17 protein-coding genes are annotated in these 26,955 nt (G+C 59.7%); 1 reads left to right on the top strand and 16 read right to left on the bottom strand.

Translation table 11 applies throughout. The annotated features are described in order from the left end of the window. Positions 1-52 precede the first annotated feature (52 nt). The 13 genes from mce to CH306_RS25445 form a co-directional block, all read right to left on the bottom strand. Entirely contained in the window at positions 53-487 is a 435-nt protein-coding gene (gene mce, locus CH306_RS25505; protein ID WP_015586177.1) for a methylmalonyl-CoA epimerase, read from the bottom strand. A 312-nt stretch (positions 488-799) separates the two neighbouring features. After that, positions 800-1,555 (bottom strand): methylmalonyl Co-A mutase-associated GTPase MeaB, encoded by a 756-nt coding sequence (meaB, locus tag CH306_RS25500; RefSeq protein ID WP_015586176.1) that lies wholly within the window; start codon positions 1,553-1,555, stop codon positions 800-802. Then, positions 1,552-2,007 (bottom strand): cobalamin B12-binding domain-containing protein, encoded by a 456-nt coding sequence (locus tag CH306_RS25495; RefSeq protein ID WP_015586175.1) that lies wholly within the window; start codon positions 2,005-2,007, stop codon positions 1,552-1,554. The genes meaB and CH306_RS25495 overlap by 4 nt, the downstream gene beginning before the upstream one ends. Further along, positions 2,004-3,326, bottom strand: a complete 1,323-nt coding sequence (gene ccrA, locus CH306_RS25490) for a crotonyl-CoA carboxylase/reductase (protein WP_015586174.1) — start codon at positions 3,324-3,326, stop codon at positions 2,004-2,006. The genes CH306_RS25495 and ccrA overlap by 4 nt, the downstream gene beginning before the upstream one ends. Further along, entirely contained in the window at positions 3,310-5,154 is a 1,845-nt protein-coding gene (locus CH306_RS25485; protein ID WP_015586173.1) for a condensation domain-containing protein, read from the bottom strand. The genes ccrA and CH306_RS25485 overlap by 17 nt, the downstream gene beginning before the upstream one ends. Next, the gene (locus CH306_RS25480; protein ID WP_094648201.1) at positions 5,151-6,734 is read right to left on the bottom strand and encodes an AMP-binding protein; all 1,584 of its coding nucleotides are present in this window, start codon (positions 6,732-6,734) and stop codon (positions 5,151-5,153) included. Before CH306_RS25480 ends, CH306_RS25485 begins: the two co-directional genes overlap by 4 nt. Beyond that, positions 6,731-6,991 carry a phosphopantetheine-binding protein gene (locus CH306_RS25475; protein WP_032382025.1) on the bottom strand — a complete coding sequence of 87 codons (261 nt, stop codon included), beginning with the start codon at positions 6,989-6,991 and terminating at the stop codon, positions 6,731-6,733. The genes CH306_RS25480 and CH306_RS25475 overlap by 4 nt, the downstream gene beginning before the upstream one ends. Before the next feature lie 98 nt (positions 6,992-7,089). After that, positions 7,090-8,553, bottom strand: coding sequence for a methylmalonyl-CoA mutase family protein (locus CH306_RS25470; protein WP_032364855.1), 1,464 nt, complete (start codon positions 8,551-8,553; stop codon positions 7,090-7,092). Further along, entirely contained in the window at positions 8,522-20,134 is an 11,613-nt protein-coding gene (locus tag CH306_RS25465; RefSeq protein WP_254923896.1) for a non-ribosomal peptide synthetase, read from the bottom strand. The genes CH306_RS25470 and CH306_RS25465 overlap by 32 nt, the downstream gene beginning before the upstream one ends. A 108-nt stretch (positions 20,135-20,242) precedes the next feature. Next, a complete protein-coding gene (locus CH306_RS25460) occupies positions 20,243-21,427 on the bottom strand; it encodes an NAD(P)/FAD-dependent oxidoreductase (protein ID WP_015586168.1) in 1,185 nt (394 codons plus the stop codon). A 346-nt stretch (positions 21,428-21,773) separates the two neighbouring features. Continuing rightward, a complete protein-coding gene (locus CH306_RS25455) occupies positions 21,774-22,436 on the bottom strand; it encodes an FMN-binding negative transcriptional regulator (protein WP_218828473.1) in 663 nt (220 codons plus the stop codon). After that, positions 22,433-23,707 (bottom strand): lysine N(6)-hydroxylase/L-ornithine N(5)-oxygenase family protein, encoded by a 1,275-nt coding sequence (locus CH306_RS25450; protein WP_015586166.1) that lies wholly within the window; start codon positions 23,705-23,707, stop codon positions 22,433-22,435. The genes CH306_RS25455 and CH306_RS25450 overlap by 4 nt, the downstream gene beginning before the upstream one ends. Before the next feature lie 4 nt (positions 23,708-23,711). After that, positions 23,712-24,023 carry an MbtH family protein gene (locus CH306_RS25445; RefSeq protein WP_015586165.1) on the bottom strand — a complete coding sequence of 104 codons (312 nt, stop codon included), beginning with the start codon at positions 24,021-24,023 and terminating at the stop codon, positions 23,712-23,714. A 203-nt stretch (positions 24,024-24,226) separates the two neighbouring features. Between CH306_RS25445 and CH306_RS25440 the strand changes: the two genes are divergently transcribed. Then, entirely contained in the window at positions 24,227-25,180 is a 954-nt protein-coding gene (locus CH306_RS25440; protein ID WP_080730065.1) for a UbiA family prenyltransferase, read from the top strand. A 12-nt stretch (positions 25,181-25,192) separates the two neighbouring features. On the opposite strand, the gene CH306_RS29620 is transcribed toward CH306_RS25440, so the two are convergent. The 3 genes from CH306_RS29620 to CH306_RS29230 all read right to left on the bottom strand — a co-directional run bounded on the left by CH306_RS29620 (position 25,193) and on the right by CH306_RS29230 (position 26,944). Then, positions 25,193-25,453 (bottom strand): helix-turn-helix domain-containing protein, encoded by a 261-nt coding sequence (locus CH306_RS29620; RefSeq protein WP_080730074.1) that lies wholly within the window; start codon positions 25,451-25,453, stop codon positions 25,193-25,195. A 611-nt stretch (positions 25,454-26,064) separates the two neighbouring features. Next, entirely contained in the window at positions 26,065-26,631 is a 567-nt protein-coding gene (gene def / locus CH306_RS25430) for a peptide deformylase (RefSeq protein ID WP_015586162.1), read from the bottom strand. A 145-nt stretch (positions 26,632-26,776) separates the two neighbouring features. Then, positions 26,777-26,944, bottom strand: coding sequence for a hypothetical protein (locus tag CH306_RS29230; protein ID WP_155289036.1), 168 nt, complete (start codon positions 26,942-26,944; stop codon positions 26,777-26,779). Positions 26,945-26,955: the final 11 nt, after the last annotated feature.

Below are 26,955 nucleotides of genomic sequence, written 5' to 3'. Positions count from 1 at the left end.
TCCGCATCAACACTCTGACGATATGGACCATCGCAACATTAACTGGCAGTTGTCATTCGGAGTCTGGTGTTGCGGCGGTGACGAGTTCAGTCAAGACCCCGTGGCAATCCTTTGGGTGCAGGAAGTTGATTCGGGACCCCATTGAACCTTGTCTCGGCTCGTCGTAGAGTGCCCGGACGCCCTTACTCCGTATGGCTTCTGTTTCGCCACTCACGTCGTTCGTGCCGAATGCGATGTGGTGGACGCCTTCTCCGTTCTTGGCCAGCCACTTGCCTACTACTGAGTCGTCCCGGGTCGAGCCCAGCAGCTGGAGGTACGAGGCGTAACCGTCCGGGGTCTCGTTGATCTTCAACATCGCTTCACGGATACCCTCCTCCTCGTTCGATTCCAGGTGAGTAACCTCGAATCCATAGGTGGCACTGTAGAATTCGACGGTTTTGTCGAGGTCGAAACAAACAATCCCGATATGGTCAATTCGAGTCAGCATGCCTACAGTCCACCGCATAACTGCTCGCTATGCAACATGCTGACATGACCGAATCCGCTTGTCTGACTGATATTTACAAGATCAGTCAATCTGAACTCTGCCAACAGTCCCTACTTTGCTTGGTTGCCTAGGTCGTCAAATTCAGCCCAACCCTTGACTCGGGCCCAGTTCAAGCCGCTGCGCAGGTGATTTCGTGCCATGCAGGTGTCCCCGTCGATGTCGCAGACTTCGATCACCTAACGGTGGCCCAAAGCTTCGCTGCTTTGCAAAGCGCGGCAGAGGTAATGACTGGAGGAACGATCTGCTCCAGCTCTACGTCATAGGAGATTTTCGCTTGGCCTCAAGGGCTCTAACTACCTCGGCGGCCCCTTCTTGACGGCTGGCGGTAGTCGTCACAATGGGGACGTCGCGTTGACCAAGCTCGATCACGGCCTGGAGTTCGCGAAGTACTGCGTGGACTCCGTTCTGATCTGCCTTGTTTACGACGTAGAGGTCGGCGATTTCCAGAACACCAGCCTTGGCCATTTGGATGCCGTCACCTGCTCCAGGCGCTAGAACAACGATGGTGTCGTCCGCGATTGATGCGATTTCCACCTCTGACTGCCCGGTTCCGACCGTCTCGATCAAGATCCTGTCAAATTCGATCTCAGACAGGATCGCGATCATTGTCCTGGCCGTGGCCGAAAGTCCTCCGAGATGGCCACGACTGGACACTGACCGAATGAAAACTCCGGGATCATCTGAGTGCTCCTGCATACGGATGCGGTCACCGAGGAGCGCACCGCCGGTTATCGGCGATGACGGATCAAAGCAGAGCACTGCCACGCGCTGACCCCGCTTGCGGTACTCGGCGATAAGACATGAAATCAACGTCGACTTTCCGACACCAGGAGGACCTGTCAAGCCAATCACCGTACAGGCGGTTCGGGGGTGGTCCGGTGCAGCCGGAGAGATGACGTCAACCTCAGTGATGGCGTAGTTCTCCGCGCGAGTCATTAGTTGCGCCAGCGCCCTGATATTGCCTTGCCGTGCAGACTCCAAGGTCTGACAGTTCTGGTGCCTCGTCACTCCGTCTCCTTGAGCGGATGTAGGTTCGTTTGTGCCCAACGGGTGATCTCCTGAAGGGAATCCCGAGAGGTAAAGACCCGGAGCACTCCCATTTCAGCGAGCTTGCGTGCGTCTCCAGGTGGAATGACGCCGCCACAGAAGATGGGTATCTCCATCGCGTTATTCTCGGCCAACAGCTCGATTACGCGGGGTACCAGTTCCATGTGAGCGCCCGATAGCAGTGACAGACCGACAGCGTCGGCACCCTCTTCCAAAGTGGTGCGGACGATTTGCTCGGGTGTCTGACGCAATCCGGTGTAGATAACTTCCATGCCGGCATCACGAAGTGCGCGCGCCACCACTTTGGCACCGCGATCGTGGCCATCCAGCCCAGGTTTGGCAACCACCACTCGGACACGATGCACGCGGCCTTCGGCCTTTCCTGCGTCGAAGCTCGGGTTCGGAGCTGTCATGCCGTCACCAGCGGTGTGATCCGCGCCTCGCCGATCCGGGAACGCAGGTCGACGTCGGTGACACCGAGCCCACTCGAGGGTGCTAGGCAAAGTATGCCAACTTTGCCGAGGTGCTCGTTTAGTTGAATCCTGCGTGCGGCTTCTGGTGTCTCTTGAAACGGGTGCACTTCAGACAACATAGGTTGCACTTGGCCGCGCTGGATGAGGCGGTTCGTCTGCCACTGCTCGTACAAATTCGCCCCGTGGCTGCCTACTATTCTTTTCAGGCGCATCCACAAGTAGCGGTTGTCGAACGTGTGTTGGTAACCCGTGCTCGATCCACAGGTGACGATTGTGCCGCCGCGGCGGGCCACGAATACCGAGAGGCCGAAGGTCTCGCGGCCAACGTGCTCGAAGACGATGTTCGGATCCTCTCCGATCTCTCGCCTGATGATCTTGCCCAGCAGTTTTCCTGCCGCGACGGTGGCGTCCGGGTCAGCGGAAATCTCACCGATCTCGCGCCGATCGATGACCAGCTCACAGCCAAGCTTGCGGGCGACCTCGGCTTTTGCGTCCGAGCTGACTATGCCGATTGGTATGCCGCCGCCGTTGCGGACGAATTGCACGGCGTAGCCACCGAGGCCACCCGCCGCGCCCCAAATGAGGACTACATCGCCTTGACGCATGTTGGCACCGCGCTCGCTGACGAGCATCCGGTAGGCCGTTCCCGCGCACAATGGGTTGCTGGCAGCCTCTTCCCAGGTGAGGTGCGCTGCCTTGGGTAGTAATTGACTCGCGCGGACGACCGCATAGTCAGCGAGGCCTCCGAAGTTTGTCTCAAACCCCCATGCTCGCTGCTCGTGGCCGAGCATGCCGTCGTGATGGGTGAGCGGTTCCTGGTCATCGACATGAGCCGTCCCTACGGCGACATGGTCCCCGACCTTCCACTTGCGCACACCGGCCCCGACGCGCACGATCACCCCGGCTGCGTCCGACCCCAGTACGTGGTACGGCTGGTCGTGACGAGAGGCCCAGCCGCCCTGTTTTGCGTAGTGCCGCAGGAAGTTGAAAGTGGGGATCGGCTCGAAGGTAGCGGACCAGATTGTGTTGTAGTTCATCGCCGCTGCCATAACAGCGACCAACACCTCATCAGGAGCAAGTTCCGGCATGGGCACACTGCCGAGGTGAATCGACTTTCGAACGTCTTTGTCCTCGACGCCGGCGAAAATCTGGATGTCTTCTACATCTAGGTAGGCGGCGTTGTATTCAGGTGGGACGGGAAGGCTCTCAAGTACGTCCGGAGAGGCACCCGCGATTACAGCTTCAGAGAGTTCGTTCATTGTCATCCTTGTTCGTCGGTAGGGTGTCGGTACAGGTGATTTTGATACGTCCAGGCAGATCACTGGCGTGCAGAAAAGTCCGCAGATGTGCTCGGATTTCTCGTGCGCTCGGGACATTGCGAGTTGGTCCAGACACACTGAGCACCGCGGTGTCGGTACGGCCCCTCACCAGCTGCACTTCCGCCTCTCGTACCCAAGTGTGGGTTCGGGCGACGCGGGCGACTGCGGAGGCATCAATGAGGCTTCGGGTGCGGATCCACCGACCCTCCCGAGGTCCTAGGTGTCGCATCTCGCCGTCTGCCGCGACGTACCCACAGTCGTCGGTGCAAACCTCGCGGCCGTCGGCGAGATGAACCCAGATCGTGCCCGCTATACAACAGGGCAGTAACTGTTCCGACCGGCCACGCACGGTGAATCTCACACCGTCCGATGGCATCAAGCGCGGAGGGTGGGGAGCGTCGTCGTTACATAGTGTCCCCGCGCGGACGCCAGCACAGATGTACGGGGTCCCCGCGCCGGCTGCTCGGGGCCGGACTTTGCTCGTAGAGCTGACCAAGGATGTTTCTCGGTCTGAAGCGAGATCTGTGACAGCAGTGCGAAAATCGGCAAGAAATATTTCTGCTTCCGCTGCACCCATCAGATCCTGGCGATAGTCGAGCCGCACCCGGCACTGCGGCCAGTGCGCACGGATCTGCAGCGTTCTGGCCAAAGCAGCGTTTGTGTTTGGCGTGAAAAACTCCCACTCCGAACGTAGGCCGGGGATTTCCAGGTCAAGTTGGGCTGGCGGACGGGGAAATGACAGGCCGAGCTCAGTACTGAGCCGAGCGAGGGGTCTGCCGGGCACACCGGACACCAGGTCCACGAACGGGACGCGGCGATAGCGAGCCAAGTGTGTGAGCGCCCGGCGGGCCGAGGCAACGGATTTTTCCGTCGCCATCTGGCGGGAGGTTTCGATGGATACGGGGACCACGTTGGTTTGCAAGCCGGCGACATGTCCGGTGTGTTCGTCACTGACGTCCGAAGCCACAGACAACACCGGATCAATGTTGTCGTAAGCCGTCATTTGTCGAGTGAGCGCTGCGAAAAGCATCGTGAATGTGCTCACCTGCAGGTTTTGAGCGATCGCGCGAAGGGCGGCAACCGCTGAGGGCTCCAGTTCGATTGTCGGCGAGGCAGCAATGGACCGCTGCCCCAGACGGCCGCCCTCGGGAAGTGTCAAGGGCATCCGTTTGTCGATAGCAGTACGCCAAAATTCGATGGCCTCCGCGGTGACTGCCTCCGTGGCAACGGGCGTACTGGGCGCGGCCAGCGGCGTCGGATTCACTTGATGGCCGATTCTCAGTTTCCCCAGATAGTTCGAGAAATCGCGGGCGACAATAAACTTGCTGCGCCCGTCAAAGCCGGCGTGATGAGCCTCGAAGACCATCGAGCAGCGGTTGGGAGCATGGGTTAGAAGTTGGAAACGAATTGGTGCCTCGGTGGCTAGGTCCCAGCGCTTGTCCTGTTCGCGCTGCTTGCACCATTCTCGGACCGCCGCCGACTCGGAGCCGTCTTCGCATGGGATAGTGGCGCGCTCGAAAGAACATGCCTCAAGTGCCGGCAGGACGCACTGGCGCAACTGTCCCCGCACAAGCCGCAGCACCGACCGCAGCGGCTCGTGTCGTTCAAGCACGGCGCGCGCAGCGGCCTCGAGGTGATGCTCGTCAAGTACACCGCGAAAGGTCGCCACGAAATATCCGCCGCCACTAATCGAGGGATCAATCGTGGCTTCGGCCCAGAGTGCGTATTGGCCCGCATCGGCGGGCCTATCGTGCAGGATTGTGGTCATTCGTCACCGCCCTGACTGTGTCGGCGACGCCGCCGGCAGTCATCTGCGATGAGCTCAGCGACTCTCTCACGATTAACCTTCCCGCTGGGGGTCCTGGGCAGTTCGGGCAGTTCCGTCACCGAAACAGGGACCGAAACCTCGGGCAGTACCTTGCGTAGTCGCTTAAGAGCGTTGGCCTCGACTGGGCCGGTGCAGCCCTCACGAAGGACTACTGCGGCGCGCAGGCTGGCATGGCCGGACTTAGTCACCACCATGACCGTCGCCGCTGCAGCGAAGTCGGGAGCTGTTAGCAACTGCGCATCGATTTCTAGGAGATCAACGCGGATTCCCCGCACTTTGATCTGGCTGTCCATTCGGGATAGGAAGCGCAAGCCGCTGTCTGTCAGCTCCACCAGGTCACCGGTACGGAAGGCTCGGGTGTTACCGGCTGGTGAGGGAAGGATGCTGACGTAGCGCTCCACTGTCAGCTCGGGACGCCCCAGATATCCATCCGACAATGGATTTCCGGATACGAGAAGCTCTCCGATGTTCGGAGTTTCTGGAACTTCCGGCGCGATGAGTAGTTCGCATCCCGGCAGGGGTTCGCCGATTGGTGGCAGATTGGGCCAGGCATACGGATCGGGCCCCAGGATGTGCGAGGTCACCATGGCGGATTCGCTTTGTCCGTAGTGGTTGACCAGCCGGCAGCCGGGCATACATGCGAACATTGCGCGAATATCTTCCGAGCACACTACTTGCTCACCGGCGGTATTTACCTCGACCAAGCACAGTTGCGCCAGCATGTCCCGCTGGGCCGTCACTGCCAGCATCTGCAACGCAACGAATGGGACGAACAGCCGCTCGATTCGTTGATCGGAGAGCCATCGAAGCAATTGGGCTGGTTCACGGCGTAGCTTCTCCGGCATGATCGCAAGCGTGCCGCCGCCGCACAGCGTGCCCAATATCTCCTGGAACGAGACGTCGAAATTTAGCGGGGCGAACTGTGCGGTGCGTAGTTCGGGGTGGGGTGAGTGGGATGTTTGCCAATCGACCATTGTGTCGATGCGGAGATGGTTCAGCGCTACGCCCTTCGGCCAGCCGGTCGATCCGGATGTGTAGATGATGTAGACCGGAAGTGCGGCATCGCACGCGACGGCGCGCAGGTCGATCGGTTGGGTTACTCCGGGGGGCAGCCCGATGTCGACCAGCGGGGCGTGGTGGTTCACACGTGATCGCGTGGTGGCGATTAGGGCGCGAGGTGCGCAGTCATCCACCATGAACTGAATCCGTTCCACGGGGTACTCGGGGTCCAACGGGACGTACGTCGCTCCATGCAGCAGCACCCCGAGTAATGCAGCGACTGCACCCGCGCCTCGCGGAAGCGATACCGCAACCCGGTCTCCTACGTTCACGCCGGCCAGCGTCAAGTTGGACGACACCGTTTGCGCCCAAGCTGCCAGTTCTCCGTAGGTGTACGAACGATCGGCGTCGACTACAGCCGTACGCCCCGGATCGTGGGTGACACGGCGAACAAATCCAGTTAAGTGACAATCGGGTGTCGCCGGACCTCCCCACAGTGACTTGAATTTTGGGGCGGTCATGCATCTTCTCCCCGCGGCGCTACCCCTGCTAGTTCTTCATCAACGGCCTCCACGAATTCTTCGATGGTGGGGTTGTTAAAAATTAGATGCAATTCCGCTTGCAGCCCATACTCCCGCTGGATAAGGGCAAGGATTTTCGCGGCCGTGAGCGAATCACCGCCCAAATCGAAGAAATTGTCATCGAGCGTGAGATTTTCTTCGCCGAGAGCCCGTTCCCAGAAACTCGTAATAGTGGTAGCCATCCGTTGTTTGCTCATATTTCTCTGCTCCCCATCCGAGTGGTCAGTTGGCTGCACCCTTGAGTGTGTTTGGGTACGGGATTGACCCGGACTGCTGCTGCTCCGGTTAGATGCGGTCATTTCGATTCGAGCCCTTCTGCCACCGCCCGTTGCATTTGGCCGATGCTGGCCCGAGCCCGTGCTGCTGCGATCATCGAATTCATGACATTGCGGCCCGCGGCCACGTCATCGGTCACAGCACGTAGTTCTGCGCTACAAACCCCGCGCTCGAAGGGACGGCGGCGGCCCGGTACGACACCCGAACGCAGTTGCCTTTCAGTGAGCCACTCCTCTTCTTCGGAACTCTCGGCTTCGACGACGCCGACGACGGGGCCGCGGGTGGCGTAGGCCATGTCGTCAATGCGCGATTCCAGCCAGCCACTGCGCAGACAGTCCAACAAGCCACCATGGGCAGCGATGTCATCTAGCCACCCCGTAGCCTCTGCTTCGATTTCATCGGCGATGCGAGCTATTGCCTCGGACCCGCCGAGGGGGTCGACGTATCTGGCTAGATCGGTTTCCTTCAAGATGATCTGCTGAATCCTCAGCGCAATGCGTGCCGATAGCTGCCCAGGCGTTTGTTCGGCCTCGTCGAAGCCGCACACATGCAGAGACTGCACCCCGCCGAGGACGGCCGCTACGGCCTGAATGGTCGTACGCGCGATGTTGTTGAGCGGTTCGGAGGCGGCGAGAGCGGAGCCGAAAGTATTGACCTGAACACGCATGCGGCTCGACTTCGCGTCAGCAGCGCCGAAGAGGTCCACCATGCGGCGGGCATACATCCTGCGTAGGACACGGAACTTGGCCGCCTCGGCAAGAACCTCCATATGGGTCCCAAAGATGAAGCTGAGCCGGGGTGCGACCTCGTCGACGGTAAACCCCCGCTCCAGCATCCCTTGCAAGTACGTCTCCGCATCAGCGATGCCGAGCGCCACTTCCATTGCTCGGCTCGCACCGGCTTCACGGGCGTGTCCACCCGAGATCGATACCGGATTGACCTTGGGCAAGTTGCGTATGCAGTACTCGATAACGTCTAACGAGAAGCGGAAGCTGTCGTCCAAGTCGAACACGAACGCCTTGCGAGCCGCGTGCTCTTTCAGCATTTCGTTCTGCAAAGTGCCACGTAATAGCGCAGGGTTGACGCCTGATTCTTCGGCAACCACGATCCATAGGGCCAAGATCATCGGTGCGGTCGCATTGATGGTGAAAGAGACTGACACCTGATCCAGCGGTATTCCGTCGAACACTGCGGCCAAGTCGTCGACGGTGGACACCGAGACCCCGGCGCGACCGACCTCACCGGCAGCCGTTGGATCGTCCGGGTCGAGTCCGAGCTGGGTGGGCAGGTCGAAAGCCAACGAAAGACCTGTCTCGCCTTGGTCGAGGAGATAATGGAACCGCCTATTGGTGTCTACGCCGTCGCCAAGCCCAGCCAATTGCCTGATCGTCCATGGCCTAGACACATAGCCCTTGGGATGAATACCTGCCTCATAAGGAAACTCGCCTGGTTTACTCATAATCGTCGCCTTCCAGTTCTGCACGCAGCCGGTCGCCGTAGGCGTCCAACGCATCGGGACTCAACATGTCGTTGTGTTCGCACTCCACTGCGATCTCCGTGACTGGACGAGCGATAAAACGTGTCCAGTCTCTTGAATAACCTGGATCGCGTTCGTGATCGCTTCCCTGGAACACCACAGCGCCGCCCCCGAATAGGTCCGGTGTGTGGCCGTGCCAGAGGTCAGAATTGAATCGGAGATTGCGAACGACGTGGCTGATCATCCAAGCTGGCGGAATAGCTGCGCCGAGTGACGAATGAGTTTCCAGCCATTCCGTGGCCTGCTCGTAAGAGGTCAATTCTTTCAGATCGGGCAGGTCGACGTTCTTGGACACGAAATGCCGCAGGACGTCGGTCTCATTGAAATCCGCGTCTGGCGAGCGTGTCGTACCGGGTTCTACTAGAGCTGCGTCCAACAGTATTAGCCGACGTACGTGCGCCCCTCTCCGTTCCAGCACGGTAGCCATCTGGTGGGCGACGACACCACCGAAGGACCATCCCAGCAGGTCGTAGGGCCCATCGGGCTGGACTGACTGGACGAGGTCGGCATACTCGCCGGCCATTTCGCGGACCGTACGCGGACGTTCGCCGTCGACGGTTTGCTGAATAGCGAATATTGGGCGCTGCACGATGCTTCCCAAGGCGCGGTACGCCCAGCTGACGCCCCCACCAGGGTGTATGCAGAAAAGTGGACGCCCTGGCCCTCGGCACAACTTCACGACCTGAGGTATCTCGTCGGAACTGGACCAGTTGAAGAGTTGTTTGCTCAGGCCCGCTACGGTGGGGGCTTCCATGAGTGCACGGACGCTGATTTCACAGTCGAAGGTTTCCTGCACGGCGGCTACGACACGCATCGCAGAGAGCGAGTTGCCGCCCAGGTCGAAGAAGGAGTCGTCCACGCTGACTCGCGGCAGGTCGAGAACCTTCGTGAAAATGCCGGAGATAATTTCTTCAACCGGAGATGACGGCGCTCTGTGAACGCCGCTGGCGAATTGCGGCTCGGGCAACGCCCATTTGTCCAGCTTGCCGTTGACAGTTAACGGCAACTCGTCGATGACCATCACCACGGCCGGAACCATGTACGCAGGCAATCGCGCGGCAACTCGTTCGCGCAGCGCCCCACCATCGATTCCCGCAGACACCTCGGTAGGTACGACGTAGCCAATCAACTGCTTGCCGGTATCGGTATCACGGGCCACCACTGCCGCACGCTCCACTCCGGTCAAGGCAGCGAGTGTTGCTTCCACTTCACCGATTTCGATGCGGTAACCACGAATCTTCACCTGATCGTCAGAGCGACCCACATACTCCAGCTCGCCGTCGTGATTCCAACGAACCAGATCGCCGGTGCGATACATCCGCGAACCCAAAGGGCCGAGCGGACACGCGACGAATCGCGATGCCGTCAAGCCCGGCCGTCGCACATAACCGCGTGCCACACCCCGCCCCGCGACATACAACTCACCAACCACACCGATCGGAACCCGCCGCAAACCGGAATCCAACACAAACAACGCATCACCCGGCACCGGCGTACCGATAGGAGCTCCATGACCAGGCTTCATGGGCGCACTCATAGAGGCGTAAACGGTGCTTTCGGTAGGACCGTAGGAGTTGATCATTTCTCGGCCTGAAGCCCACCGATCGACAAGTTCGGGCGAGCACGCCTCACCCCCCACAAAAATGGTCCTCAATGCGCTCAGCCGCTGCGGTGACAGCCGGCCGAGGGCGGACGGGGTCTGGGTCAGAACCGAAACACTTTCGTTCACAAGTAGGTCATGAAAGTCGGTGGCAGAGTTGGCCGTGTCCTCAGAGGCTATGACTAAGCGGCCACCGTGCAGCAGAGCGCCCCACATCTCCCACACCGACACATCGAACGAGTACGAATGGAACATCGACCACACCTGTCCTGGCGACAATTCGGACGTCCGTGCGGGTCTGGTGAACAGTTGCGTCACGTTCTGGTGGGTGACCGAGACGCCTTTGGGTGTGCCTGTCGTTCCTGAGGTGTAGATGACATAGGCCGTCAGTTCTGGATGGGGGAATGGAAAGGTGACAGTGGGAGGTTCGACGGTGACCCTGCCCCCGAGGGTCACGACTGCCACTTTGCTCTCATCGACCCGGTGCAATTGCGCTACCGTTGTCACTATTGCTGCTGGTTTGGCGTCTTGTAGAACGAATGCCAGGCGCTCGTCAGGGGTGTTGATGTCGATCGGCAAGTAAGCAGAACCCAGCTTCAGCACCGAAAGTATGGCTATCACAGTGTGTTCCGAACGTGGCAGCAACAGTGCAACAACGTCCTCTACTCCCACCCCACGCCCAGCCAACAAATGAGCCAACTGCGTCGATGTGTCGTCCAACTCCTGATACGTCCACGACCGACCCTCGAACACCACCGCTATGACGTCCGGCCGCACCCTCACCTGCTCGGCGAACAACTCCGGAATCGACACGCCAGCAACGGACTCCGTCACAGCCGACCTGTTACCCAGTACGTCCAGCTGCGTCAGCTCATCCTCACCCAGGATGTCGAACGAAGCCAAAGGACGATCCGGGCCCGCCGCCATCGCAATCAATAGTGTCTGGAGCCATACCAGGATTTGCTTGGCCAACCGCTCGTCGAGGACCGCCATGCGGTATTCCAGCCGCACCCTCAGCTGTGGACCGGGCCAGATCTGTAAGGCGATTGGATAGTGAGTGAACTCGCGACTTGAGGCTATGCGTACGCTCAGTCCGTTTGTCTCGAGCTGCCCGCCGGACATCCTCAGTGGGTAGTTCTCGTAGACGAAGAGGGTGTCGAACAGTTGTTGATGTCCCGCGGCGCGCTGGATATCGGCCAGGGCCACGAACTGGTGGTCTAGCCCATCGTGGTAGTCGTCCCGCAGCATGCCGATCAGTTCAGCCGTGGTCGTCGTCGCGGTCAGGGATGCTCTTACCGGGACGGTGTTGATGAACATGCCCACCGCCGACTCGCTGCCGAACAGTTCTGCTGGCCGCCCCGATACGGTAGTGCCGAAGACGACGTCTCCGCTGCCAGTCAATGCGCCCAGCAGACGGCCCCAGGCGGCCTGTAGCACGATGTTCATGGTCGTGTTTTGCGAGCGAGCCAACTGCTCAACAGAACGCGTGACGTCGATAGGGAGGTCGACTCGCAACAGCGATCGCGCATCAGTGAAGCGATCTCCTGGATCTAACAAGGTCGGCGTTTGAAGTCCCGCCAGCAGCTTCTGCCAATGCCGCCGCGCCGCGCTCCAGTCCTGGGCGGATAGCCACTCGACGTAATTTCGGAAGGTGGGCGCGGGTGCCAGAGTCTCCCGTTCGTAGACGGCGAACATCTCTTTGAGCAGAATCTGGATTGACCAACCGTCCACCACGATGTGATGGACGGATAGCACCAGCGTGTGCTTATTCGTCCCAGTCTGATGAAGGAGAATCCGTAGCGGTGCCTCATCTACGAGGTTGCCGCAGGCGGCGAGCTCTGCATCCAGCAGCCTCTGATCGCACTCGTAGCCGTTAACTACCGTCCACGGTATGTCTGGGCGTGTCGGAATGATCTGCACCGGCTCGGGGAAACCCTCGGAGACGAACCGAGCCATTAGGTTGGGGTGGCGTCCGACGACTGTATGAGCGGCCTCGCGCAAGCGCGGCACGTCGAGTACGCCAGCAATCTCGATACCCAGTTGCACGGTGTACAGCTCTACGGGTTCATTACTGCCGGAACGGCGATGGAAAAGCAGCCCGGTTTGAAGCGGAGTCAGCGGGAGAAGGTCTGCTGGTTCCACGATTTGTGCGAGTTGATCGATCTGCCGCTGATTGACCACCGCCGGCAGGACGTCGGAGGGAGTCAGTCCTCCGCCGCCGTTCTGCACGTACGCCGCAATTCCAGCTAGAACGTCATACCAGCGCGCGTACAGCTCGGTGATATAGGAGCGATCCACCTGTGTGCTCGTCCAACTCCAGGACACGTGTAGTTCTGACTGCGAACCTTCGGCTAGCACGGCTGCATTGATGCCGACTGTGTGCGGCAACAGCATCGAGCGGGAACCAAAGCGTCGAGCATCAGGCGATTCAGTCGGTCCGAGGATCCGCCAATCTTCGAGGGGTGCGTCGAGCTGGCTCACGCTGCGCCGGCCGAGGTAGTTGAAGCCGATGGCGGGATCTACGCCAGACAGATTGTTGGTGCCTAGATACTTGAGAAGACCGTAGGTGATTCCGTCGGGGTGGGCACGCAGCTGTTCCTTGGCGTCCTTTATCCAGATACCCATGTCCGAGCCCCCGGTCAGAACAGTGTCACGGTCCATGGGTACGACGTTCAAAGCGACCGGGTGCTTTGCGGTGAACCATCCGACGGTGTTGGTCAAATCGATCCCACTGCCGATTTCATCGCGACGTCCGTGGCTCTCCACGTCGATGCGGAAAGGGACGTCGAAGTGCTGGTGCTGTTCAGCGAGGGCAGAACCGAGTGCGATGAGCAGCAGATCCTGAACGTTGATGTGCAGAGCCGCAGTCACGTCGGTTACCAGCACTTCGGTTAGCTCCGTGTCGATGCTGACCGACAGATGCTCCACATCGCGCCAGATACCAGGAGTCGGGTGCGGGCTGGGCAGCAGGGTGGCAACGGCTTCAATGCGCTGCCAATGCGGAAGCTGGTCAGTGACTTTCCGCTCGGCAGCGTACTGCGCCAACATCGTTGACCACTCACGGAACGAGGTGCCGCTGGCATCCAGGGTAATTTCTCGCCGCTCGGTGAGGCAGCGCCAACCCGTTGCGAGATCCCTTTGGATGATTCCCCAGGAGACCGCGTCGACCGCGAGGTGGTGGACGATGAGCAACAGCTGGCGGGTGCGCTCAGCCCACAGCCCATGCACCATGGCTCCTCGACGCGGGTCAAGACGGCTCAAGGCATTGGCAAACGTGGTATCGGAGAAGTCCACGACGGGGGTTACACAGTCGGCTGCGCTGATCGAGCCTGTTGGTAGGACGATGCAGTTGTCCGCGTCCTCAGTCGGGGCGTTGTCCACCTGCAACCGGAGCATGGCGTGCCGATCGACCAATGCCTGTAGTAACAACACCACGTCGCTGTACTTCGCCTGCTGCGGCCCCTGGAACAACATGGTTTGGTTGAACTCGTCTGTCGGTGCCGTGAGAGATGCCAGCCACCGCATGATCGGCGTTGCCGTGACGGGCCCAGCCTCAGCCGGCCGAAGGAGAGACTGCTCCGGGACCGAGAGCTGGAGAGCGTGGGCAAGTCGTGCCACGGTTCGCTCCACCAGGATGTCGCGGGGCTTGCAGTACAAACCGACTTGCCGGGCCCGGGACACCACCTGAATGGACGAGATGCTGTCGCCGCCTAGATCGAAGAACGAATCGTCGACTCCAACTTTCTCCACATTCAGTACGCGCGCGTAGATGTCAACCAGGCTCTCCTCGAGTGGAGTAGTCGGTGCTCGGTATTGGTTCGATTGTCCTAGTTGAGGTACCGGAAGCCTCTTTTTGTCAAGCTTGCCGTTACTCGTCATGGGCAATGCATCGAGGACCACGACCGCCGCAAGCGACATATATTCGGGCAGCCACGCGTCGGTCAAGCGGCGCAATTGGTTGCCATCCAACTCGCCCGCCCAGTCTGTGTGGGGAACGACGTAGCCGATCAGCCGTTTGTACCCTGGGTGGTCCTCATGGACGACGACCGCAGCCTGTCCTACTCCGGGGGCCGTCCGGAGCACCGATTCGATCTCACCGATTTCGATGCGGTAACCACGAATCTTCACCTGATCGTCAGAGCGACCCACATACTCCAGCTCGCCGTCGTGATTCCAACGAACCAGATCGCCGGTGCGATACATCCGCGAACCCAAAGGGCCGAGCGGACACGCGACGAATCGCGATGCCGTCAAGCCCGGCCGTCGCACATAACCGCGTGCCACACCCCGCCCCGCGACATACAACTCACCAACCACACCGATCGGAACCCGCCGCAAACCGGAATCCAACACAAACAACGCAGTGCCGGAGCCAGCGGCACCGATCGGCACTGCCCCTGTAGGGACTAGCGGTTCGGTCATCGAAACGTAGACGGTGCACTCGGTCGGGCCATAAGCATTGATCACGGCTCGCTCAGGCGTCACCCATCGCTCGATTAGCTGGGCTGGGCACGTCTCTCCCCCGAGTAGAAGTAGCGCGATCGACGGTAGCCCCTCGGGAGACAGCCGTGCCAACGCCGACGGTGTCTGGGTCAGCACCGTTACTTCTTCGTTTACGAGCAGGTTATGGAAATCGGAAGGAGAGTAGGCAACCTCTTCGGGAACCACGACCAGCCGTCCCCCGTGCAGAAGCGCGCCGCACATCTCCCAGACCGCGAAGTCGAATGCGTATGAATGGAACAGCGTCCATACGTGGTGGTGGGGTTCCAGAGTGCCGGTGGTCGGGTCCTCGACATTGGCGAGGCGCGCGATGTGGGTAGCGATGAGGTCATTGACGCCGCGGTGGGTGACCGAGACGCCTTTGGGTGTGCCTGTCGTTCCTGAGGTGTAGATGATGTACGCGAGGAGGTCAGCATTCGGCACCGGCAACGTCGTCGTCGGCTGTTCAGCGACCTTGGGATCCTCGACATCTATCAGTGGGACCCCGGACTTACTGACGCGACCAGCGAGGCTCACCGTGGTCAAAATCGCGGCCGGCGCAGCGTCTTGTAGAACGAATGCCAGGCGCTCGTCAGGGGTGTTGATGTCGATCGGCAAGTAAGCAGAACCCAGCTTCAGCACCGAAAGTATGGCTATCACAGTGTGTTCCGAACGTGGCAGCAACAGTGCAACAACGTCCTCTACTCCCACCCCACGCCCAGCCAACAAATGAGCCAACTGCGTCGATGTGTCGTCCAACTCCTGATACGTCCACGACCGACCCTCGAACACCACCGCTATGACGTCCGGCCGCACCCTCACCTGCTCGGCGAACAACTCCGGAATCGACACGCCAGCAACGGACTCCGTCACAGCCGACCTGTTACCCAGTACGTCCAGCTGCGTCAGCTCATCCTCACCCAGGATGTCGAACGAAGCCAAAGGACGATCCGGGCCCGCCGCCATCGCAATCAATAGCTGCTGCCACCGAGCCGCCATGCGCTTTACGGTCTCGGCGTTGAAGATGTCGGTGCGGTACTCGACGATTCCGCTGATCCCATCGGGCTGACCGTCCGCAGTGAACCGCTCGCGCAGGCTGAATGCCAGGTCCATTCGAGCGGCTCCGATGTCGACTGACGCCGTCTCCACGTCGAGACCCGGCACCGAGATGTCGGGGACCGGGTCGTTCTGCCAGGCGAACAGGATTTGGATCAACGGATGGTGAGCCTGCGTACGGACCGGATTGAGGCGCTCGACAAGCGCATCGAACGGCACATCTTGGTTCGCGAACGCGTCCAGGCTCCGCTCCCGTACCTCCTCCAACAAATCACCGAAGTTCATCTCGGCTGAAACCCGCGTACGCAACACCAGCGTGTTGACGAAAAACCCGACCATGCCGTCAAACTCGGTTCGCCCCCGCCCCGCCGTCGGCACCCCGAACGCCACATCCGCGCTCCCGCTCAAACGCGCCAACAGCACCGAAAGCGCCGCCGACATCACCATGAACGTCGTCGCATTGCGTTCCCGCGCGATCCGCTGCGCCAATTCATGGAAATCCGCGGGCAGGTCGACGACGACTCGACCCCCATTCGTGTCGGTCTCCGCCGGGTACGACCGGTCCGTGGGAAGCTCCAACCTGCTGGGTAGATCTTTCAGGGCGTGTTCCCAGAATTTCAACTGCCCGGCGAGCACGCTTTGCGAATCCGCTTCGTCACCCAGCAGAGCGTGTTGCCAAAGCGTGTAGTCGGCGTACTGGACGGGAAGTGGCGACCAGGAAGGCGACTCGCCCGCAGCGCGGACTCCGTAGGCGCTCCATAGGTCACGCAGGAGCGGAGGAAGTGACCCCCCGTCGACTGCAATGTGGTGCATGACCACGACCAGACGATGGTCAGTGGCAGACACGACAAACAGCGCCGCGCGGAAAGGAAGGTCTTCGGCTAGGTCGAAAGCATGCTGACCCCGAACACGCGCTGCGTCGGATATTTGAAGTTCCGTCCAGGTGGTGGCGTCAATGATGTCCCAGTCGAAGTCAGTCTCAGCTGCAAGGACACGCTGCTCCGGCACACCAGCCACCGCTGGAAACACTGTCCGCAGACTCTCGTGCCGCTCCACAACATCAGCGATCGCCGCGCGCAGCGCACAGACATCCAAAGAACCGGTAATCTGAATCAGTAGCGGTATGTTGTACGTCGCCGACTGCCCTTCCATCTGGTGGATGAACCACAGCCGACGCTGAGCGAACGACAACGGCAATCGCTTGGGACGAGCTACTGGGACCCATGCCACGCCGCCACCCGGCGATCCACCCACCAACCGTGCGAACCCCGATACCGTTGAGGCTTCCCAGAGCGCCTTCACGCCGATCGATGAATCAAACGACTCCTGCACGGCCGCGATCACTCGCATCGCCGATAGCGAATTTCCGCCGAGGTCGAAGAACGAGTCGTCCACCCCTACCCGCGGTAGGTCCAGCACACGCGCAAAGATTTCAGCCAAAATTCCCTCAACCAAGGTCGACGGATTTCGGTAGGATCCGCCTGCGAACTCTGGATTCGGCAATGCCTGCTTGTCTAACTTGCCGTTGACCGTAAGCGGTAGGTCATCGACGATCATCACCACTGTGGGGACCATGTACTCCGGTAGGTGCGCGGCCACATCACCACGCACCACAGCACCATTTACTTTTGGACCGGTCTCCGCAGGTACGACGTAGCCGATCAGCTGCTTGCCCGAACTCGAAGACCTCACCACGACCGCGGCGCGCTCCACCCCCGCGACACGGGAAAGAGCAGCCTCGACCTCACCCGGTTCAACACGAAAACCACGGATCTTCACCTGGTCGTCCGAGCGGCCCACATACTCCAGCTCGCCCTCGCGGTTCCACCGCACTACGTCACCCGTCCGGTACATCCGCGAGCCCGGCGGGCCGAGCGGAGAAGCAACAAACCGCGACGCCGTCAGCCCCATGCGTTTCAAGTAGCCCAGGCCGACACCATGACCTGCCACATACAACTCTCCGACTACTCCTACCGGCACGCGGCGGAGACCGGTATTCAATACGAAGAAGGCAAGGTCAGCAAGCGGACCGCCCACGGGACTGACATGGCTGTCGAGGTCAGAAGAAACGATCCTCCGGAACGATGCGTGGACGGTGGTCTCTGTGGTGCCGTACATGTTGATCAGGTGCGGCCAGGAATCCAGCTGATCTAGCCAAGGTCGCAACTTCGACGGTTCGAGAGCTTCGCCTGCGAAGACAATCGCTTCTAGACCGCTCAGCCGAGACTCGCCCGGCCGGCGCATGTCGACTGCCTGCAGAGCATAAAATGCTGACGGTGTCTGACTCAGAACGGATACGTTCTGGTCTCGCAGTAGTTGATGAAAGTCGTTGGCGGACTGGGCAATTTCTCCAGGTACGACAACCAGTCGGCCACCGTGTAGCAGCGCGCCCCACATCTCCCATACCGACACATCGAACGCGTAGGAGTGGAAGAGTGACCACACCTGGTTTGAGGACGGCACGAACCCCGGAGCCGTCGAGCTGAACAATCGCGTGACGCTCGCCTGGGTAACGGCAACCCCTTTGGGGACACCGGTGGTACCGGAGGTGTAGATGATGTACGCGACTTGGCCGGCCTCTGGCGCAGGCAGAGCCGTAACCGGCTGCACGGCAATCGCGTCGTCGTCGACATCCACAACTTCGATACCAAAACAGTCTACCCGGCAAGTCAGTTCGGCAGTGGTCACGAGGGCAGCTGGAGCGGCATCGCCCAAGATGAACGCCACCCGCTCATCGGGGTGCTTGATGTCAATGGGTACATAGGTTGCGCCCAGTTTCAACACTGCCAGGATCGCGATTACTGTCTTGTTGGAACGCGGGAGCATGAGAGCAACAACTTCTCCTCCGCGTACCCCACGAACGGCTAGTAGATGTGCCAGTTGCGTGGAGGCCTCGTCAACTTCCCTGTAAGTCCATACCTGATCCTCGAAAACCATGGCGTGCGCTTCCGGCGCTCGATTCGCCTGTGCTGCAAACAGTTCGGCTATGGATATACTGGCGGCAGTCTGAGAGTGCGCAGAACGATTGCCCAGGCGGTCAAGATGAGTGTGTTCGTTTCTGTCTAGTACGTCGATCGAGATGACTGGCTGGTCGATCACGGCGATCATCTCGGCGATGATTCGCCCAAGCCTGACGATCATGGTCTCGACCGATGCAGCGTCGTAGACATCAGAGCGGTACTCGACCACTCCGTCGATTCCCTGCGGCTCGCCGAACTCGGAGTACCGCTCCCGGAGACTGAAGGTCAAGTCCATCCGGGCCTGTCGAGAAATGGTGGGTACCGCCTCTGCCAGCACCCCCGGCAAGTCCAACTCCGTGGAGATCTGGTTCTGCCATCCGAGCATGACCTGGACCAGTGGGTGATGCGATTGTGACCGAGCAGGTTTGACGAGATCCACCAGCGCGTCGAACGGGACATCCTGGTGGGCCAATGCGTCCAAAACCGCGTCCCGTACTTTTTGCAAGAGGCGACGGAACGTCGAACTGGCAGACACATCAACGCGGAGCACTACTGTGTTGGCGAAGAAACCGACCATCTCCGCAAGATCAGCGTCACGTCGGCCCGTAGTTGGAACACCGAAAGCGACATCGGAGGTGCCGCTTAGTTCGGACAACAGCACCGCCAGCGCCGTCGAAATCACCATGAAGCCGGTAGAACGATGCTCCCGGGCCAACTGTCGCACCTGCTCTTGCATCGACACGGGCCATTCGATGGGGATTCGATTGCCTCGATAGTCGGCCACGACCGGATAAGGGCGGTCGGTTGGGAGCTCAAGCCGCCCCTCGTATCCGGCTAGCGTGTTCTTCCAGTAAAGGAGGTGCCGGCTCAGCGCACTGTCGGGGTCGGACTCGTCGCCGAGCGACTCACGCTGACGGAGCGTGTAATCCCGATATCGCAATGGCAACGGCACCCAGGCAGGCACCTCTACGCCCACATGGGCCCTGTACGCCAGCCCGACGTCGCGTACGAGGGGCGTGAGGGACTGGCCGTCTGACGCGATGTGATGCATCAGGAGCACCAATACATGCTGATCGGCCGATAGTCTGAAGAGCTGCGCTCGGAACGGAATCTCAAAGCTGAGGTCGAATTTGTATCCCACTGCCTGTGCGACTGCATCGTTCAACGCGTCTGTCGACCACCCTGACGCTTCGACTACGTCCCAGCCGAAGTCTGCGTCGGCCGAGCCAAGAACACGCTGCTCCGGCACACCCTCATGGGAGGGGAAAACAGTCCGCAAACTTTCGTGTCGACTCACGACATCGCCGATTGCCCTGCCCAGCGAATGAACACTGAGCTCACCAGTCAGGCGTAAGACCAGAGGAATATTGTAAGTTGACGACAATCCCTCCAACTGGTGGATAAACCACAGCCTACGCTGCGCAAAAGACAACGGGATCAATGCTCAACCCTTTCAGCGCCCAGCAAAACACTTCCTTGCGAACCACTCGGGTGACCACCCTCAGCGTTAGATTCAGACCCGAAATATTTCATCAGCAAGCTACAACAAGTCGACGAGCTCGGCCGACATAAATTCGCGCATCCCGATGGCCCCCGAAACCAAACCGAAGTACCGAGATGTAAGTTCGGGCGAATTGGCAATGGCATGCAGCATGCGCAACCGGGACTTCGTCGGTTGAAGCTTCGCCAGGGCGAGAGTACTCATGTACGGCTCCTCTAGAACAGCTCCTGTCGACAGTGCAAAGTGCACCATCGCCTCATCTACTGCGACCGAGTTCCCGACATCCACCCCGGAAATAGAATCGGTGAGCAGGTCGGCTTGAATCAGCGCATTGGTGATGCCGCGGGCGCTGATCGAGTCAAGGTGGTGAGCCGCATCCCCCGTCAATGCCCAGCCCGGACCGTGCGATTTACGGAAATAGTTGCGTTGGTCCCCCGTACCCCACCACCGATCCACTCGGTCGAGTGCCATAATTTGTTCGTATAAATCCGGCGCTGTCGATTCGATCGCGGACAAGTACGCCCTCTGCGGGTCCCGCCGAACGACCGAGAATTCGCTCTGCGGCAGGTAAGCTGCCACAATTGTCAGGTCGTCATGTGTTGGAATACGGGCTATCCAGCGGCCGACTCGCTCATGGAATCCGAATCCTGTTCGCAAGCCTTGCCAGAAGGTGTAGTACACGCAGCTTGCTATGGGTGCCGATCGGAGGATCGGTGCCTGAACAAGTTCCGCGACCTTTGATCGCATACCGTCGGCCCCAATAACCAATCGAGCAGACACCGATGTGGTCGAATTTCCACTCCGGAGGCGAACTCCGGCGACGCGTTCGTCGTGCCAAATCAATTCTAGGACCGACGTCCGATCCGAGAACTCCGCGCCCGCTGACACGGCAGCTCGAATGAGTAGATCGTCGAGTATGTACCGCCGTGGTGCGTAAGCGGCATTAACACCGTCCTTCGCCGGGGTAGCAGCGATCAGACTCAGTCCATCCACATCGTGACTAATAGTGCCCAAAGGCGGACAACCGGAGGCCACAACATCATCGAGCATCCCCCACTGTGCGAGTCTCACGACCCCAGGGTGCTGGATATACAACGTGGACATGGTGTCCGCCGGAAAGGAGGCCCTATCGACCAGCAGAACACTTCGCCCCTGTCTGGCTAACAGCAGTGCCACCGAAGCGCCGGCACATCGCGCCCCAACAACAACAACGTCGTAATCCATTACCAACCTTCTGGCTTTCTCTGGCGATGACACCGACTTGGTCACGTTCGCCGGTCGGCTCTTTTGCCGGATTTTGGTCCGGAAGCAATCCCCCGGAATCCCAACTTCATTCCGAAGGTAGAACGATTGACCTGCTCGACGAGTCGGAATGGCGGCGGACAAGGTGCGTGAGAGCAGTAGCACAATTTATAAACTCCGCTTGCATCCGTAAACCGATGAACAGACCAGGCCGAAATGGCTGAGCCGGTGCGAAATTGAAGGTTTACAAATGGCGGGCACGGAATGCTCTTTTGGCGCAAAAGGCTCCCGGGCCGTGGGTTCCGTCGGTGCGTCCGACATGTCCTCATCAGAAGTTGTTGTAGTCACCATGGCTGTACTCCCGCATGAACGAAGCTAGTTCTTTGCCTCGCCCGGCGTGGTTCGCGCTGAAGTGGTCCGCCACCCGTCGCCTGGTCTCGAGGTTCTGCTCCTGGCTGAGCTTGAACATGCCATCCGCCGATTCCACCTCAAAACTGAATGCACCCACAGCCGGACCGATCCTTCGGTAGTGGTCCAGCGAACTGTCCATCTCCCACCCGCTGCCGAATTTCTGCTCGTACGTACTGACTGTCAATTGAACGACCTTGAGCGTCTCCTCGAAATCGGCAACAGGTTGCAGCTTTCCTCGGAGATGTACCGAGACGTAGTTCCAGGTCGGTGCTACAGAATCGCGTTGGTAGACACTTGGGGTGACATACCCATGAGGCCCGGTGAAAATAAGTTGGGCATCCGCACCGTCGACGAGCGAGTCCCAGTGGGGATTGGCCCGGTTCATGTGCCCAAACAGTGTCGATCCTTCTAAGTCCTCGCTCTCTGAAGGGGCGCAGGGAGCACAGATGACTGGCAAATGGGTGGCGTACGAGGCCTTGGGGCCGTTTGAGATCAGAGCCGCAAAAGGGTACTGCGCAACCACGCGGCGCAGCCATGTCCGATCACTTGCCTTGTAGATCCGGGGGACGTACATGGTCATCTCCTGAGAATGGATTGGGCGATTTCACCGGATCTGACTGCAGTGTTGGACAGGAGACCAGCAGAAAGTCCATGGCTGTGTTCGGTACTGGCACCGTGCACATAGATACCGGCGCGCACCGCATCCGACGTCGTCACTCGGTAGTCGCGTCCCACGCTGAGCCGTCCCTGCTCGTCGTGCTTACATTCGCGCATCAGGCCCTGGAGTAGCGGTGCCGGGTCACTTGGCCGGTAGCCGGTGGCGTAGACGATCACGTCTGCTTCGATGGTATGGGTCAGACCGGTGGCCGAGGATGTGACCTCGACCCGTACGCCGTCTGTGTCCTCGTCGACGGATGTGACGCGCGAGGTGTTGATCATCCGTAACCGCTGTTTGCCCAGGACCTTCTCCTGGTAGCTCTTGAGATACAGCGACTGTGAAATATCGAGATCGACCACTGAGTAATTGGTGTTGGCGTGGTATTCGAGGAGCCTCTGCTTCTCGTCGGTCGGAGCGGAGAAGAACCGGTCAACTCCCTCCGGATCGAAAATTCCATTCGCATACGGGCTGTCATCGGCGACGCTGTAGCCGTAGCGGGACAGGACGGTGTGCACATTGGCGCGAGGGAAAGTCCGATGAAGGTAGTCAGCAACTTCGGCGGCACTTTGGCCAGAGCCCACGACGACAAAATTTTGAGGGACGTATGTAACTGCGGCTGCTCTGCCCAGCAGTTGGGAGCTGTGCCAGATCCGCTCAGATCTGTTGACACCATCGGGAAGTCGAGGCGTCAAACCCATTCCGATCACGATGTTCCGCGCCCGCTGAACAACGTCATCTGGGCCGACTACATCGACGTACTCCACCACGCCATTCTCGACTACTGGTCGGATGTCTTTGATCTCGGACCCGTACGAGACGTTTGACTGAAATTGGCTAGCTGCCCACTCCAGGTAGTCATGAAACTCCACCCGCAGTGGGTAGAGAGTTTTGCTGTTGATGAACTCAGCAATTCTCTCTTTCTCTCGGAGGTAGGACACAAACGTATACCGACTCATCGGATTGCGCATGGTGGCAAGGTCTTTGAGAAAAGAGACCTGCATGGTCGCATCCTCCATGAGCATCCCACGGTGCCAGCCGAAACGAGGCTGGAGCTCGTAGAACTTCATGCTGAACTTTGCCGGCACCGGTCCGGGCTGGATGGACTCTTGAAGAGCTATCGCGAGAGCGAGGTTGGAGGGTCCAAAACCGACCCCAACAACGTCCGCGACGGACGAGCCTGACTGTGCTCCCATCGAGCTACGACCTAATTTCGTTGTGGTAGGCATCGGCTGGGATGCCCTCAACCGAATTGGTCGTTCCCGGCCGCATAGTTGGTCCGACATTAGTTGTCTGGCTGCGGTTTTCGGCCTGAGCAATGGCGAGTGACTTGGGGCGCAAATCGGTCCAGTGGGTGTCGACGTACTCCAGACAAGCAGTCCGCTTGGCCTCGCCGAACACTCTTGACCAACCGGCCGGGACGTCGATAAAGACCGGCCAGAGAGAGTGCTGCCCCTCCTCGTTGGTGAGAACGAAATAGCTGCCGTCTTCATCGTCGAACGGATTGCTCATGGTCCTCGCTTACTCGGAGAGTTGCAGTACGCCTGCTGTGCATTTCGGTACCAGTCGAGTCTGCCTAGCAGCGAATACGTTGGTCCCCTTTGTGGCACGAAGGGAGTAGGTAATACCTCAGAAAACTACAACTTTGGATGTAGTTTTAGCGAAGACAAGTCCGGGCAGAAACCTTCGTGCACTGCGACAGCTAGGCTCCGGCTGTGTCAGATGGGTGGTCGTATCGGTGTGAGTCGGTCAAGCACGGCACACAGGTAGGTCGTCCTGGGGGCGCGTCGAGTCCCGCAAGAAATGCATGGTTGTGCTTCGTGGAGGCCAGACCGCAGGTCCAAGGTGTCTATCTGCTTCGATTCGCGGTTGGAATTGCCGGCGTATCAGCGACTGCAGGGCCTGTCGGTGTCGGACAATTAGCGGCCGGCGCGTTGACCTGGTGGGCCGTCGTGATATCGACGTACTTGTTCAATGGTGTGACTGACGTCCTTGAGGATGTGGCAAACGCGTCGCAGCGACCGATTGCGCGGGGGGAACTGGCAGTCCGTACAGCCCGGTGGGTCAGCGTGGCTACGGCGATCACAGCCCTGCTGATGGCTGCAGTTGCGGGGCGCGAGATGTGGTGCTGGACCTTCGCCTTCCTGACGCTTGGGTGGGTGTACTCGGCACCGCCACTGGCTGCCAAGCGTTGGAGTTTGTCTTCTTCTGTAGTGATATTCGGCCTCGGCTGGGCAAGTTATGCTGCCGGAGCGGCCGCCGGCGGCGGAGGATTTGGGCGTACGGAACAAGTCTTCTGCGCATCGATGGCAACATGGATGGCGTTGGTGGGAGCGGTCGTGAAGGACCTATCCGATGCCCACGGGGACGCCATTGGTGGGAGGCGCACTCTGGCAGCGCAACGTGGACTCAGCTCTGCACGGCGGCTGGCCATATTCGGAACGACTGTCGTTGGAGTATGCGCACCGATCGCCTCACTGCTATGGGCACCGCTCGCACTGTTCGGAACATTGCCGTTGACTGCTGGAGCTCTCTGGGTGATGGCGCTATGCGCGCGGGCGAACGACTATGACCTGAAGGCACGGCGCTGCGGGTACCGCGCTTTCATGGCCACCCAGTACGCAGCAAACCTCGCGATGCTCGGCACCCTCCTGGTGCGCGCGGTATGAAATTGCGGGCCGCTAGATGCGGCTGCCGAATAGCCTGTGCAACGCGTCCATACGGGACGACGCCCCAAGTTTCAGATAGGCGTTGGACAGATGCCGCTTGACTGTGAGCTCTGAAATATTCAGAGTGCGAGCGATCTGCCGGTTGGTCATCGCGAACGCCACAGCCTCCAAGACTTCAAGCTCCCGGTTGGTCAAAGATGCGTCTGACGCGGCCTCAAGCACTCGAAGTTGCCTGTCCCTCAAATGGCCTCGGGTCTCCTCGTAGCTGAGCATGCCCGTGTGAAGGCGGCCACCGGCAGCAAGGCGAAAAGCGGCGTTGATGCGTCTCCAGACCCCAGGTCGGTGTGTCAAGGGTGCCTCTTTGGCGGCCAGCTCTATTGCAGGCTCAAGGGATGACCACAGAATCTCCACAGCTCGCACGGACTCCGAAGCCGGTATTGCCTGTAGGGCTCGATGCGAGCCGAGCAACCGGGTGTACTCGTCTGGAATCGCCGACCGAGTAGTCGAAGACGTGGGAAGGCCTAATGCATCTACGCACTCGTTGAGGATTGCCAGTGCTTGGCGGCGGCACTGTGACCACACCCCCGGATTGATCCCGAGGGGACTATTCTCGCGTAGCAAAGTGGTTCTGTACGCCGTCACTACCTCTGGAATCGCGGCCCGTAGCGACGCCGCAGCCATTGCGTAAGGCATATGTTCCCCGAACTCCTGTTCCCTAGCCCAGGATACAAGACCATATGGTCCGTTGCCGTGCAATAGCGAGCCATGGATGCGTTGAGGGTTCGACCTACTGTTTCGTGTAGATGAATGTCAGGCTTCGTGAAGGTCTTGACGTCACCGGGTGGGTAGGCGGAGCAGAGCGGTCACTGCTTCCGGAGCAGAATCTATCGTGTTGGCCAATCGTTGCTGTACTGCTCAGAGACCGTCTCGTGGTCACGATAGAGCTGTTTACGTTTGCGCTTCGAGAGGCGGTCGCCGAAAACGATACCGTTGATGTGATCGGTTTCGTGTTGGAAACAACGCCCGAGCGTGCCGCCTGCGTTGAGTTCGATCTGGTTACCGTACTGGTCCTGTCCTCGACAGATAGAGAACTCTGGCCGTGCGAGGTCGGTGTATGCGCCGGGGAGGGACAAGCATCCTTCACCGAAATCGATGAGGTGTCGATCGTTTCCTTCGGCGAGTTCGACTACCGGATTGCAGACGACACCAGTTCGCCGTGTCCCGGTCTCGTCACTGCAATCGTAGATGAACACCGCAAGGTCGATGCCTACCTGCTGAGCGGCGAGGCCGGCACCGTCCGCAGCAGTATTGGTCGCGAACATATCGGCAAGCAGACTTTGCAGATCAGGACCGAAGTCGGTCACCGGTCGAGCCGATGTGTGCAGGACAGGGTCGCCCCATCGGACGATTGGTCGAGCATTGCCGAGGCGCAGAAGTTCAGAGACAGGCATGACTCGTATGCTCCACCCTGGCTACGTTAGAAGCAACCGATGAGGTTTGTTTTGGGCGCGTATCACGTTTTGTGGCCGTCATCATGGTGCGGAGTGGCTCGACGAGAGCATCCGATCGCGCAGGGCCCATGACAAGTGACCGTCTCTATTCCGATTCTTCGCCGGTGTCGATGGCTCCGTCGATGGGTCCGGTCTGGGGGTCTTCGGCTTGGACGGCGCGAAAGTCGGCGCGCGGCATGATGTCTGGATGAAATTGCCATGGTGCGCGGCGTTCTCGTCGGTGTGGTGGCGGTGAGGCCTTTTCGGTGGGCATGTCTGTTTGTT

Source organism: Rhodococcus sp. 15-725-2-2b, from assembly GCF_002259075.1.
Lineage (GTDB): Bacteria > Actinomycetota > Actinomycetes > Mycobacteriales > Mycobacteriaceae > Rhodococcoides.
The sequence above is the reverse complement of the archived record's forward strand: the minus strand, read 5'-3'. Positions and strand labels throughout refer to the sequence as shown.

Excerpts from the sequence above, each read along its gene's own strand:
- CH306_RS25450 (WP_015586166.1), bottom strand. The coding sequence starts at position 23,707 with ATGGGAGCACAGTCAGGCTCGTCCGTCGCGGACGTTGTTGGGGTCGGT.
- CH306_RS25445 (WP_015586165.1), bottom strand. The coding sequence starts at position 24,023 with ATGAGCAATCCGTTCGACGATGAAGACGGCAGCTATTTCGTTCTCACC.
- def (WP_015586162.1), bottom strand. The coding sequence starts at position 26,631 with ATGCCTGTCTCTGAACTTCTGCGCCTCGGCAATGCTCGACCAATCGTC.
- CH306_RS25480 (WP_094648201.1), bottom strand. The coding sequence starts at position 6,734 with ATGACCGCCCCAAAATTCAAGTCACTGTGGGGAGGTCCGGCGACACCC.
- CH306_RS25460 (WP_015586168.1), bottom strand. The coding sequence starts at position 21,427 with ATGGATTACGACGTTGTTGTTGTTGGGGCGCGATGTGCCGGCGCTTCG.
- CH306_RS25485 (WP_015586173.1), bottom strand. The coding sequence starts at position 5,154 with ATGACCACAATCCTGCACGATAGGCCCGCCGATGCGGGCCAATACGCA.
- CH306_RS25475 (WP_032382025.1), bottom strand. The coding sequence starts at position 6,991 with ATGAGCAAACAACGGATGGCTACCACTATTACGAGTTTCTGGGAACGG.
- CH306_RS29620 (WP_080730074.1), bottom strand. The coding sequence starts at position 25,453 with ATGCTCAGCTACGAGGAGACCCGAGGCCATTTGAGGGACAGGCAACTT.
- mce (WP_015586177.1), bottom strand. The coding sequence starts at position 487 with ATGCTGACTCGAATTGACCATATCGGGATTGTTTGTTTCGACCTCGAC.
- CH306_RS29230 (WP_155289036.1), bottom strand. The coding sequence starts at position 26,944 with ATGCCCACCGAAAAGGCCTCACCGCCACCACACCGACGAGAACGCCGC.
- ccrA (WP_015586174.1), bottom strand. The coding sequence starts at position 3,326 with ATGAACGAACTCTCTGAAGCTGTAATCGCGGGTGCCTCTCCGGACGTA.
- CH306_RS25455 (WP_218828473.1), bottom strand. The coding sequence starts at position 22,436 with ATGACCATGTACGTCCCCCGGATCTACAAGGCAAGTGATCGGACATGG.
- CH306_RS25495 (WP_015586175.1), bottom strand. The coding sequence starts at position 2,007 with ATGACAGCTCCGAACCCGAGCTTCGACGCAGGAAAGGCCGAAGGCCGC.